We start from the raw sequence: 12,351 nt of genomic DNA, 5'->3' as shown, positions 1-12,351 counted from the left end.
TCCCATCAGCAGCGCCGACCGCGTGCTTTAACCTAAGACAGCATATTGCCCAGCAACGCCTGCGCCTTGTGTTCAGCTAATCACAGTGAAATGCACCAGCGCCAAAAATGAGCCAACAAAAAAGCCACTTTGGGCAAAGTGGCTTAAAACAATAGCAGCAGACAGCTTAGGCGTTAGCGCCGCCATCCACCACAATCCCAGTACCGGTGATCTGTTGCGCCGCAGGGCTAGCTAAGAATGCTACCGCATTTGCCACATCCTCTGGCTTACCAAAACGCCCTAACGCGGTTAATGCGCGTTGCACATCCGCAAAGTCACCTGTGGCTGGATTAAGGTCAGTATCCGTTGAACCAGGATGCACCAGATTCACCGTAACCCCTTTTGGCCCCAGCTCTCGCGCTAAACCGCGCGTTAAGGCTAATAAAGCAGATTTAGTGGCAGCATATACCGACATACCTGGCACAGAAACTCGCTCAGCGGCGCTAGAACCGATAGAGATAATGCGGCCACCCTCGCCCAGATGTGGAATCGCCGCTTTTGAGGCCACAATAACGCCACGCACGTTCACATTCAGCAGCAGATCAATCTGCTCAAGGCTCATATGTTCCAGCAGCGCTGCCGGCCCTACCCCAGCGTTGTTAACCAGAATATCTAGCCCACCTAACAGGCGTGCGGCTTCATCAACAGATTGTTGTACCGCAGTTGCATCAGCGCTATCCGCTTTGATGGCAAATGCACGTCGTCCCAGTGCTTCAATATCACTTACCACTTTATTGGCCGCGGCTTCGGAGCTTTGATAGGTAATTACGACATCAGCACCTTGGCTTGCTAATGTCACCGCAATAGCGGCACCAATACCACGTGACGCGCCAGTGACTAAAGCGCGTTTTCCGGTAAGTTCATTCATATCTGTTCCTTAATGCTTTGATAGATAGTGAGTTACAGCATTCAACATTTAATTTATCTGCAATCGCAGTGGACTCTGATTACGCTGGATAAAACGTCGTTATCCGATAAATGACGAGGGATTCAATAACCGACCGTACCACGCAGCGCTGCCCGCGCCTCACATCATACGGGCAGCACTGCGGGCACTGATCGGCGCGCTAGCTCACAATTTTCATTGTCTGACTCGTCACAGAGCACCATTTTTGACATTAAAAATGAATGTGCCCGGCCACATTACTCGATCGCTCGCATGGGGCAAAACCACCCCAACGGATTGGTGATTGAATCTGCCCAAATAACGCTAGGAATGAAACGTTCTGTGTGACAATCACGATGCCATTTACTGAGGTTGTAACACCGCGGCGGTAGCGCTGGCGATAACATCCTTACGCCATTTCGCCACTTTATCTGGCTGAGTATAGTAAATAGTTAACACCAACGGCGCGCCATGCTCCGGCCAAATCACCGCAATATCATTGGTAGTGCCATAATCGCCGCCACCGGTTTTATCAGCTACGACCCAGTGCGGTGGCACGCCAGCGCGAATACTGGCATTGCCCGTGGTGTTACCTTTCATCCACTCCACCAGTTGAGCACGCTGCGGCTCGGCTAAAGCATCCCCCAACGTAAAACGATATAAACTGTGCGCCATAGCCTGCGGCGTGCTGGTATCACGTTCGTCGTCAGGGATGGCGCTATTCAGTTCAGGCTCGGTTCTATCTAAGCGAAAATCAGCGTCGCCATGTTCCCTTGCAAACGCCGTCACCGCCGCTGGCCCACCCAACTGCTGTAACAACAAATTCATGGCGGTATTGTCGCTGTACTGTAATGCTGCGGCACTGATTGCCGCAATGGTCATCGTACGGCCCACATGTTGCTCGGTGATTGGACTGTAGCTGACTATCTGCTTGGCATCGACGCTGATGGGCTTAGCTAACAGTGTTGGCTGCTGTGCGCTCAGTTGCAGGATATTGGCCGCGGCAATAACTTTGCTGGTGCTACACACCGGAAAACGCTCAGTGCCGCGATAGGACTGCATCATCCCCGTTGCGGTATTCAATAATGCCACGCCAAGACGGCCGTTAGATTGTTGTTCAATCGTGGTCAATTGTTGCTGGATGGCCGCAGGAAATGGCTGCGCCTCAGCCGCTACAGCACGACTAAACAGTACCAGCAGCACTGATAACACGAAAATTCGCTGATTCATGATGATTAACCTAAAACTATCCGCCACAAAGGCGGAACAAGACAAAAGCGCTCAGCCCTCATGGCGTGATCGCAGAAGAGGTGAAGATATTGGATTAACCTGCCTGAACTGGCAAGTGGAGCATGGCAAACTGGATAGTGAATAGCTCAGCAGTTGATCGTCAGCGTTTCATTTTATTCACAATGTATAAGATGCTGTCAGCACGCCTCGTCGATTAAGCGTGCTGACAACAAGTCAACTCAACTGGCTTGACCGAATTGCATGGTAAAACAAGCGCCGCCAGTCTCAGCATTATGTGCCGTAACCTCAGCGCCATGCAGTTGGCTAACCGCTTTGACGATAGCCAGCCCCAGCCCATGACCATTGCGATTGGGCGGAAACTTGGCAAAAGGTTCAAATAAACTCTCTAACAGCTGCGGATGAATCCCCGGCCCTTGGTCGGTAATGGTTAATGCACCGCTAGCTGATAGTGCCACTTGCACTTCCCCCTGCTTCGGTGTGAATGAGATAGCATTATCGATAAGGTTGGCTAACGCGACTTCCAGCAAGTCGGCATCGCCCTTAATCAGATACTTAGTCACCTCGGTATCAAAGCTTAAGCTACAGTCGAGGTCGATGGCGTATGGTGCTCGGTCAGCAATCACTTTTTTACAGCAGTCCACCACATCGATTTGCGCCACCAGCTCTTTCGGTCCACCGACGCGCATCAACTTAAGTAGCTGATTAACCAAGCTCACCAAACGGCGTACGTCATTAATCAACTTATCTTTAATCACGCCATCATCTAATGACTCCAACCGCGTGCGCAAAATCGTCAATGGTGTACGCATCTCATGGGCAGCAGTAGAAAGAAAGAAATTATGCTTCTTTTGGGTATCATCCACTTTGGCGATCATCTGATTCACCGCCCGCACCAAAGGTAACACCTCTTTACTTAACCCCGTTTCCGGCAACTGGCGTTCGAGATGTTTGGGGTCAAATGAATTTGCTAACTTCACCAAACGTCGAATGGCACGCATGTTCAACAACAAAATCAAAATCGCGATGACAAACACCCCACCGGCCGCATAAAGCGAGGTACGGCTGTTCGACCAAAACCAACGTTCATAATAATCGGTCAGGTCATACAACTTAGGCTGTACCGGTTTGGTGATCCCCGAAAACTCCATGTAATAGTTGGCATCGCCACAAAATGAGTAAATCACCGACACCTGCTTTTGTTCCTGCTCTAACGAGGACTCATAACTGGCATAGGTACACACATTCAAATTCTTCTGTTGCAACAGCATCTGATGCAGCTGTTCTAGCTGTAATTGGGTGCGGTAAAAACTGCTTTCAGTGTTGCTATAGACCTGATTATTCTGGCGCAGGTAGTAAGTGAAGTCAGGGTTATTGGCGAGCACTTCGGCAATGGCGGGATATTTGCTGATTTTCTCCGTACTGTTGGGATCATTTTTCATATCGTTCAAGTACTGGCGCATTTCGTTGGTGATCAAACCCACGGTGGTGGCAATCGGGTCATCGCTGCCATCGGGGACTTCCATCAATGGCACAATAGCCACGTAATATACGAAAGCGCCAAGAAATATCAGGGTTAAAATCACCATTTGCCCAAACATAGATTTGGGAAGATGGAACAACAATTGATGTAGTTTCATAATGCTTTGAGTAAGTATCCTACACCGCGAACGGTTTGAATGGAGACGCCAGCGTCAGCTTGCAGCAGTTTTTTTCTCAGGCGAGACATATGTGATTCGAGCGTATTGGAGGTAATGTCATCATCAAAGCTATATACCGCTTGCTCAATCGCTTCGCGCGCAATCACCCGGTTGGCCCGTTTCATCAATAACACTAAAATGGCCAGCTCACGGCGCGAAAGTAGAAATAACTCGTCGTCTAAAAAGATGTTATGCGAGCCGCTGTCGTAACGTAACCGCCCCACCTTAACGTTGTTATCCACCACTTTTAATGGATGACGCATCGCTACGCGAATACGCGCTAGCAGCTCCTGCGGCTCAAACGGTTTGGTGATATAGTCGTCGGCGCCAAGGCTAAGGCCCGCCAGTTTGTCGTTAAGCTGAGACATCGCCGATAACACCAGAAACCGATTGACCAAACCTTGCTGCTGACAAAAACGAATCAGTTCGACACCATCGCCATCTGGCAACATTCTATCTAAAATAACCACTTCATACTGGCAACTGCGTATAGCTTCTCGAGCAAAACGCAGCGAGTCAGCAACATCAACAATAAACCCTTGTTTTTTTAAGTATTCGCCAGTAGTTTCAGCAATGTCTGGTTCGTCTTCAACTAACAAAATACGCATAGGGTTTCTAGGGAATTAATCGCAATTTGGGATCGCAGAAAATAGCACCATTGCCCAACGACTACAACTTTTCAAATCGTAAGGTTGGTGCAAGCTAGCTAAGAGATACTGGTAAAAATGTTACAGGCATTCAGGTATAAAACACACATATGGACAACAATGAATTAGCAAACGCCAAACAACGCGCTGTTGAGTTTAAAGACACCTTTAATAAGATTAAAGCTGAAGTCAACAACATGATGGTTGGCCAACAAGATGTCGTAGAAGGCGTATTGATTGCGCTGATGGCAGGTGGTCACGTGTTACTTGAGGGGGTTCCTGGCCTTGGAAAAACCATGTTGGTCAGTTCCATCAGCCAAGCCGTTAATTTGCAGTTCTCACGTATCCAGTTTACGCCTGACTTGATGCCAGCCGATATTCAAGGTTCCACTGTATTAAGTGAAACCGCTAACGGTGGTCACGAATTGCGTTTCCAACCGGGTCCGATCATGGCTAACTTGGTGCTGGCGGACGAGATCAACCGTGCAACGCCAAAAACTCAGTCGGCACTGCTGGAAGTGATGCAGGAAAAACAAGTCACGGTTGGCCGCCAAACCATCAAGTTGGATGAGCCTTTCTGCGTTATGGCAACACAGAACCCGAGTGAGCAGGAAGGTACTTATCCGTTACCAGAAGCACAGTTAGACCGCTTTCTGTTTAAGCTGATCGTTGGTTACCCAACGGAGCAGGATTACCACACCATTATTGACCGCACCACCAGCGGCGAAAAGATTACCATTAATCCGGTAACTGAAGCCAAACAGCTGTGTGATCTGCGTGCAATTGTCCGCCAAGTACCAGTGCCTGAACTGGCTAAGAGCTATGCTATCCGTTTAGTCATGGCGACCCAGCCAGGCAGCGAATATGCCACCGAAGAAGTTAACAAGTACGTTAATCTAGGTGCATCGCCACGTGGTATTCAAGGCTTGATGTTAGCCGCTAAAGTGAAAGCCCTGCTCGATGATCGTTTCGCCGTAAGCTGTGACGACATTAAAGCTATCGCAACACCTGTGTTGCGTCACCGTATGGTGCTGAACTTCCACGCGCAAGCGAGCAAAGTTAGCAGCGATCAAGTGATTCAAACCATTCTGAAATCACTTAAGTTCAACTAAGCACTGCCCTGCTAGCAAAAAACCTCTGACAATGTCAGAGGTTTTTTTATTGCCGCATTCGGCTTAATCAGCGTGTTTAATCGCTTATTCAGCGCAGACATCGACGAGGCCGACATTGGCTGACACCGAATCACTCGGGTGTCTCGGCAATCCAGCGCAGCTGAGTTTGGCGGCTATTCTTGTTCCTGCTCGGGTTCTTGCTCTGGCCCTTGCGCTGCTCCTTGCGACACAGGTTTGACTAAACGCGCCAACTCCACGCGAGCATAGCGGTATTCAACAAAGTCATAAATATTGGTCGCTAACGCTAAACGCAAGTATTGCACGGCGTTGTCATTCAGTTGCTGATATTCAGCTACCTTCGCCATGTAAAAATAGGCTTCGCATAGGCGCTCCAGATACTCACGTGGGTGCTTCAACTCTTTTTTGGCTAATGCCAGCAACTCAGCATCGGTGTATTTGCCCGCCACATAATCAACAATGGCGGTTGACCACTCATCGTCACTCAGTTGTGCGCGGTTTAACAGCAATTGCGCCTTGGCTTGCTCAGCATTAACTTGATGTTGGGCGATATAAAGCCACAGAACGCGGTAACCATCTTGCTTATCTGCAAAATAGAAGGATTCAAGGTCTTTTACCGCTAACTGGTTAATGCCCGCATAGTATTGAGCAATACCGCGATTAAGGTAGGCATAATCGTAATCCGGCATCAGCTCCAACACCGAATCAAACGCTTCAAACGCCGCCTCATAATCGCCTTCTTGGGTGAGATAGATGCCCATGAAGTTATAAGCATCAGCCAGATTAGGCATGATTTTCAGCGCTTCGTGGAACTGGATACGCGCCATCAGACGTAGACCGAGACGGTCATAAATCACGCCACGCTCGTACAGGAAGCGCGCGCGTTGCTCGTTAGTGAGCTTGGCTGAGTCAATGATTTCGCTTAGTTTGGCTAAGGTGATTTCGAGCTTATAATCATTCGGAGCTGGCGCGACTAACAGTTCGCCTTGAACATTCTTCCCTGTTGTTGCGGCGCAACCTGCCAACATCAACCCTGAACCAGCGATCAGTGCCATCATGACGGCACGCACTTTCCCGCTCATTAACTCTTCCTTATTTGTTACGTTAAGGCAGCTATCTTATCAACTACCGCTTGCGCTAACTATAGCCCATCACCCTACGGGATAAACTTTATCTCGGCAATAAAAAAGGAGACCCGAAGATCTCCTTTTAATATCAGCTAAAACGCCACTTATTCAGCTTGTGCTGCTGCCGCTGGTTTTGCTTCTTTGATAGACAGACGTACGCGACCTTGACGGTCAACTTCCATCACCTTCACATCAACTTCTTGGTTCAGTTCTAGGTGATCAGATACGTTAGCTACACGCTCGTCAGAGATTTGCGAGATGTGTACCAGACCATCTTTACCAGGCAGGATGTTAACGAACGCACCGAAATCAACGATACGGATAACTTTACCTTTATAGATGCGGCCCACTTCAACTTCTGCGGTGATCTCTTCAATACGACGGATAGCTTCTTTAGTCGCTTCGCCATTGCTTGACGCAATCTTCACAGTACCGTCGTCTTCCAGCTCAATGGTGGTACCGGTTTCTTCAGTCAGTGCACGGATAGTTGCGCCGCCTTTACCGATAACATCACGGATTTTTTCTGGGTTGATCTTGATGGTAGTGATGCGTGGAGCATGTTCAGAGATGTCAGAACGCGCAGAGTTAATCGCTTGGTCCATCACATTCAGGATATGTACACGGGCACCGTAAGCTTGGCGCAGTGCAATTTCCATGATCTCTTTGGTGATACCTTCGATCTTGATGTCCATCTGCAGTGCAGTAACACCATCGCGAGTACCCGCTACTTTGAAGTCCATGTCACCCAGGTGGTCTTCATCACCCAGAATGTCAGACAGAACCACGAAGTCTTCGCCTTCTTTTACCAAGCCCATTGCGATACCCGCAACAGAAGTCTTGATAGGTACACCCGCATCCATCAGTGCCAGAGAAGTACCACATACAGAAGCCATAGAGCTTGAACCGTTAGATTCAGTGATTTCTGATACTACGCGTACTGAGTATGGGAACTCTTCAGCAGTTGGCATTACTGCATTAACGCCACGCCATGCCAGTTTGCCGTGACCAATTTCACGACGTTTTGGTGAACCAACCATGCCGGTTTCACCTACTGAATATGGAGGGAAGTTGTAGTGCAGCATAAAGCGGTTGGTGCGCTCGCCCATGATAGAGTCGATTTTTTGCGCATCACGCTCAGTACCCAGCGTACAAGTTACCAGTGCTTGAGTTTCACCACGGGTGAACAATGCACTACCGTGAGTACGTGGCAATACGCCAGCCATCACGTTCAATGCACGGATCATATCTGGTTCACGACCGTCGATACGTGGCATACCTTTGAGGATACGGCTACGAACAACGCGTTTTTCCAAGCTGCCCAGCAGGTTGTCAGCTTCTTGAGTATCCAGTTCTGGATCTTCACTCAGCAACTGCTCGATCGCTGCTTTTTTCACGTCAGCCACTTTGGCATAACGTTCTTGTTTCGCAGTGATTTGGTAAGCGTTGGTCAAACCTTCTTCAGCCAAAGTTTTTACTTTGTCTGCCAGAGTTTCGTTTTTAACAGGTGCAGTCCAATCCCATGCTGGCTTCGCTGCTTCAGCAGCAAATTCGTTGATGGCGTTGATAACCACTTGCTGTTGGTCATGACCATAAACTACTGCGCCCAGCATCACTTCTTCTGCCAGCACTTTAGCTTCTGATTCAACCATCAGCACAGCCGCTTTAGTACCAGCAACCACTAAGTCCAGTTGGCTGTTAACTAATGCTTCTGAACCTGGGTTCAGGATGTATTCGCCATTCACGTAACCTACACGGGCAGCGCCCAGAGGACCGTTAAATGGAATACCTGAAATTGCCAACGCAGCAGAGGTACCAATCATTGCAACAATGTCTGGCTCGATCTGTGGATCAACCGATACTACAGTCACGATAACCTGAACTTCGTTGGTGAAACCATCAGGGAAAAGTGGACGGATAGGACGGTCGATAAGGCGGGCGATCAAAGTTTCATCTTCTGATGGACGTCCTTCTCGCTTAAAGAAACCACCCGGAATCTTACCAGCTGCGTAAGTTTTTTCCTGATAATTCACTGTAAGAGGGAAGAAGTCACGGCCAGGATCTGCCTCTTTTTTACCGACAACAGTTACCAGAACTGTGGTGTCGCCCATGCTAGCCATAACGGCTGCATCAGCTTGACGTGCGATAACACCTGTTTCCAGGGTGACAGTATGCTGACCATACTCAAAACTCTTAACTATTGGATTCACGTGACCCATTCCTTAATTAATAACCTTAATTTTCGCGCGTAAGTATACAGCAATGCTTCCATACGAATAAAGCTCTTGGGCAACTTTGCAGCGACATAATTTTTTTACAAAAATGCCTATTGATTCACCACTATGTTAAGCACAATAGGCTAATCTTAACTGATGTAGCTGTATCCGAGTCGGCAGGATTTACGAATGACGAAAACGCGTTTTAAGTCTCTGACATTTAAACAAACAATCTTAGTAGTGTTCACAGCGCTCTTCTTCGCCATTGCCATTTTTATGTTAGAAGTGTTCATGGTGGTTAAAGCGGGTACCGCTGAACTCAAGCAAGATCAACAAGAACTATTGGACTCAGTAGAACAACCACTAGAGAACGCGCTATGGGGCATCAACGTTGAGTTGGGCACCCAAACACTTGAGGGCGTTCTAAAAGTCGACCACGTTGCCAGTGCTGAGGTACTGCAAGACGATAACGTATTGTTTGTTAAGGCGGGCGAAGCAAGAAGCAATAAAGGTGACTTTCTAGAGGTCATTGGTAACCAGCTGTTTGCTCCCTACGAGCAAGTCACGCGACCGTTGATGAGCCCCAGCGGTTTTGATAACCGCTCACCGGAGCTGATCGGCACCTTATATATTAATTACGATCCCCGAGAATTAGCCGAGAGCTTATTTGACCAACTCAAACTCAGTTTCTTCGCTACCTTAGCGCGCGCGCTGTTCATCACCTTAGTGTTGTCCTATATTTTTCACCGCTTTCTCACTCAGCCAATCGCCAAAATTGGCGAAGCGATTGACCAAATCGATCCCGAGCAGCCCGATAACGTATTACTGCCCACGTTTGCTAGCCATAACGACGACGAACTGGGGCTAGTCACCAGCAAACTCAATCAAATCTTGGTGCAGTTTAGCCAGACCCAAAACAAACTGCGGAAGATGGCGACCCGCGACAGCCTCACGGGATTGCCCAATCGCACCTTGCTGCTTGAAACCATCGCGCTGGCGATTCAACGCGCCAAGCATAATCAGCAGCAAATGGCGCTATTTTTTATCGACTTAGATCGCTTCAAAAATATCAACGACTCGCTCGGCCATGCATTGGGCGACCAATTTCTGATCAAAGTTGCCGGCCTATTGCGCCGTATTGTGGGTAATAAAGGTACGGTGGCGCGCTTGGGCGGCGATGAATTTGTGATTATGCAGGAACATATTCGCTCCGCTAATGAAGCGGCAGAATTTGTCGGCCAACTATTAAAACAACTACAGAGCCCAATTAAGTTAGAAGAACATGCCGTGCATCCGGCGGCATCGGTGGGGATATCGATTTTCCCTGATGACGGCTGTACCGCAGATGATCTGATCAGACATGCCGATATGGCGATGTATAGCGCCAAAGCTGCGGGTTCGAATCAATGGGCGTTCTTTAAACAGCAGATGACAGAGAAAGCGGCGGTAATGTTACGCACCGAAGCATCATTGCATGACGCCATTCTCAACAATGAGTTTTTACTGCACTTCCAACCTAAGCTCGATATCCGCACCGGCGAATTGCTAGGCTGCGAAGCGCTGATCCGTTGGCAACGCGATGGCCGATTGATTAGCCCAATGACCTTTATTCCCGTCGCGGAAGAAACTGGCATCATCATTCCGATAGGCCGCTGGGTGTTGGAGCAGAGTTGCAAGGTCCTAAATAGATGGCAAAAGCAATATCAAACGAGCACCATCATTGCCTGTAATGTGTCATCTAAGCAGTTCAACAGCGCCAGTTTAGTGCCAGACATTAAACGTTTAGCCATGCGCTACCAAATCGATCCCGGACTGCTAGAAATCGAGATCACAGAAACCTCGTTAATGAATGACATTGAGCCCGCCATAGATAAGTTACACCAACTAAAATCTGCCGGTTTTGGTATTGCGGTAGATGACTTCGGCACCGGCTATTCTTCGCTGTCTTATCTGCGGCACCTGCCAATTACCACGCTGAAAATTGACCGCGCGTTTATTTCAGATCTGCCAGAAGATAGCGCCATCGCTTCCACCATTTTGATGCTGGGACAACAGCTGGGGTTAAATATTGTCGCCGAAGGCATTGAGAACGAAGCGCAAGAAAGCTGGCTAAAAGCCCATGGTTGCATCATCGGCCAAGGCTTCTATTACAGTAAACCGCTGCCAGTGGAAGAGTTTGAACAACGTTATCTCGTCCCCGCCGCGCAGCGAGTATCGAGCGAATAACAGCAGAACACGTTGGCGATGTGTGGCGCTTAGTCGATTGAAATAATAGTAAACGCTAAGGCTGCTAATGCCATGTCCCCAACAGTAACAGGCGAACCGTTTGGTTCGCCTTTTGTTTACGGAACCATTGCCAACAAATACAGCTTAAGACGATGGTGCCTGCGCACGATGAGTCGCCTTAATACCGTACTATGTGTTGGTTAACAGTAATGAAACTAACGCCTTTATTACTGTTATCGCTGCACACAGCTTGCTTGAGTTGCTTTAATAACGCTGCGTTATTTCGACGGGAAATGCTGTTCGCCGATGTGAGCGTTAATCAACTGCAATGTTTGGCCGCCTTCCTGTTGCTGCACTGACACGCCAGAACCTTTAGCAACCCACTGATGGGCTTCGTTCTGCTGCACACGGCCATCAGCACTCGTAGTTTTAACATCCATTCTAAAGTGGCAGGTATCAAACTTACCTGCGGCCACGGTTATCGGTTCCATGCCGACAAAGGTGCGTTTAATCTCAATGGTCGAACCTTGAGCATCTGGGTTCGCTTCCGCCATTGTGATGGTTTGCTCAAAGCTCTGCCCTGGTTGTAGCTTAAAAGTTTGCACTTGTTCGGGCGTATTATGGATAACGGCTTTTCTTTCTGCCAGTTGCATCAATATGGCTGGTTGCTTAAACGCGTAGTTTTCTTTATCTACTGCATAGTAAAAAGTATGCTGCGGCAGATCGTCATCTATACTGGTGCCAGTGATTTTATGCTGTAACTGCAACAGTGTTTTGCCTTCAAAATCGGTGCTACCCGGCATGGTGTAGTTGATATTCATCTGCTGCGCATCCATCGACTGCATGGTAAAACTATTGCCGCCTTGGTAAAGCTCGGGGTTAAAGCAAACGGCCGCACTATTTTCGGGGATATCAGCGGTTGATTCGGCACCGCCACAGGCAGCTAATAACAATGAGAGACTGGATATTGCGATGTGACGAGGCTTCATGCCATCGATCCTGTGCTGTAGAAAAAACCGCAAACTAACATATGCCAACGGAACAACAGTTGAACCAAGCTCAGGCCTCTGGGCTGTTGAGCTTTGTTGATCGTTTTGCCACGCATAAGCGCAACAGGACCACAGTAACCAGCGTT

Annotated in this window: 9 protein-coding genes; 2 read left to right on the top strand and 7 right to left on the bottom strand. The window is 48.5% G+C overall.

Annotation, left to right across the window (positions count from 1 at the left end):
* Positions 1-166: 166 nt before the first annotated feature.
* The 4 genes from L9G74_RS00410 to L9G74_RS00395 all read right to left on the bottom strand — a co-directional run bounded on the left by L9G74_RS00410 (position 167) and on the right by L9G74_RS00395 (position 4,481).
* Positions 167-907: an SDR family NAD(P)-dependent oxidoreductase gene (locus L9G74_RS00410; RefSeq protein WP_238894209.1), complete on the bottom strand. Its 741-nt coding sequence runs from the start codon at positions 905-907 to the stop codon at positions 167-169.
* Positions 908-1,288: 381 nt separating this feature from the next.
* Positions 1,289-2,155, bottom strand: a complete 867-nt coding sequence (gene bla, locus L9G74_RS00405; RefSeq protein ID WP_238894207.1) for a class A beta-lactamase — start codon at positions 2,153-2,155, stop codon at positions 1,289-1,291.
* Between the two features lie 239 nt (positions 2,156-2,394).
* Positions 2,395-3,813, bottom strand: coding sequence for a sensor histidine kinase (locus tag L9G74_RS00400; RefSeq protein WP_238894205.1), 1,419 nt, complete (start codon positions 3,811-3,813; stop codon positions 2,395-2,397).
* Complete coding sequence (locus L9G74_RS00395; RefSeq protein WP_238894203.1) at positions 3,810-4,481, bottom strand: response regulator transcription factor; 672 nt, start codon at positions 4,479-4,481, stop codon at positions 3,810-3,812. Before L9G74_RS00395 ends, L9G74_RS00400 begins: the two co-directional genes overlap by 4 nt.
* Positions 4,482-4,630: 149 nt before the next feature.
* Between L9G74_RS00395 and L9G74_RS00390 the strand changes: the two genes are divergently transcribed.
* A complete protein-coding gene (locus L9G74_RS00390) occupies positions 4,631-5,632 on the top strand; it encodes an AAA family ATPase (RefSeq protein WP_238894201.1) in 1,002 nt (333 codons plus the stop codon).
* 173 nt (positions 5,633-5,805) lie between these two features.
* Here the strand turns inward: L9G74_RS00390 and nlpI are convergent, their stop codons facing one another.
* Both nlpI and pnp read right to left on the bottom strand, forming a co-directional pair.
* The gene (gene nlpI / locus L9G74_RS00385) at positions 5,806-6,732 is read right to left on the bottom strand and encodes a lipoprotein NlpI (protein ID WP_238894200.1); all 927 of its coding nucleotides are present in this window, start codon (positions 6,730-6,732) and stop codon (positions 5,806-5,808) included.
* A gap of 149 nt (positions 6,733-6,881) precedes the next feature.
* Complete coding sequence (pnp, locus tag L9G74_RS00380) at positions 6,882-8,984, bottom strand: polyribonucleotide nucleotidyltransferase (protein WP_238894198.1); 2,103 nt, start codon at positions 8,982-8,984, stop codon at positions 6,882-6,884.
* Between the two features lie 195 nt (positions 8,985-9,179).
* Here pnp and L9G74_RS00375 point away from each other — a divergent pair, with 195 nt between their 5' ends.
* On the top strand, positions 9,180-11,216 hold the full coding sequence (locus L9G74_RS00375; RefSeq protein WP_238894196.1) for an EAL domain-containing protein: 2,037 nt from the start codon (positions 9,180-9,182) through the stop codon (positions 11,214-11,216).
* A 278-nt stretch (positions 11,217-11,494) separates the two neighbouring features.
* Here L9G74_RS00375 and L9G74_RS00370 read toward each other — a convergent pair whose 3' ends face one another.
* Entirely contained in the window at positions 11,495-12,205 is a 711-nt protein-coding gene (locus L9G74_RS00370) for a TapB family protein (protein ID WP_238894194.1), read from the bottom strand.
* Between the last annotated feature and the right edge of the window lie 146 nt (positions 12,206-12,351).

Source organism: Shewanella electrica (genome assembly GCF_022321485.1).
Taxonomy (GTDB): domain Bacteria; phylum Pseudomonadota; class Gammaproteobacteria; order Enterobacterales; family Shewanellaceae; genus Shewanella; species Shewanella electrica.
This window is presented reverse-complemented; position numbering and strand designations above follow the sequence as displayed.

Excerpts from the sequence above, each read along its gene's own strand:
- L9G74_RS00410 (WP_238894209.1), bottom strand. The coding sequence starts at position 907 with ATGAATGAACTTACCGGAAAACGCGCTTTAGTCACTGGCGCGTCACGT.
- nlpI (WP_238894200.1), bottom strand. The coding sequence starts at position 6,732 with ATGAGCGGGAAAGTGCGTGCCGTCATGATGGCACTGATCGCTGGTTCA.
- L9G74_RS00370 (WP_238894194.1), bottom strand. The coding sequence starts at position 12,205 with ATGAAGCCTCGTCACATCGCAATATCCAGTCTCTCATTGTTATTAGCT.
- bla (WP_238894207.1), bottom strand. The coding sequence starts at position 2,155 with ATGAATCAGCGAATTTTCGTGTTATCAGTGCTGCTGGTACTGTTTAGT.
- L9G74_RS00375 (WP_238894196.1), top strand. The coding sequence starts at position 9,180 with ATGACGAAAACGCGTTTTAAGTCTCTGACATTTAAACAAACAATCTTA.
- L9G74_RS00400 (WP_238894205.1), bottom strand. The coding sequence starts at position 3,813 with ATGAAACTACATCAATTGTTGTTCCATCTTCCCAAATCTATGTTTGGG.
- L9G74_RS00390 (WP_238894201.1), top strand. The coding sequence starts at position 4,631 with ATGGACAACAATGAATTAGCAAACGCCAAACAACGCGCTGTTGAGTTT.
- L9G74_RS00395 (WP_238894203.1), bottom strand. The coding sequence starts at position 4,481 with ATGCGTATTTTGTTAGTTGAAGACGAACCAGACATTGCTGAAACTACT.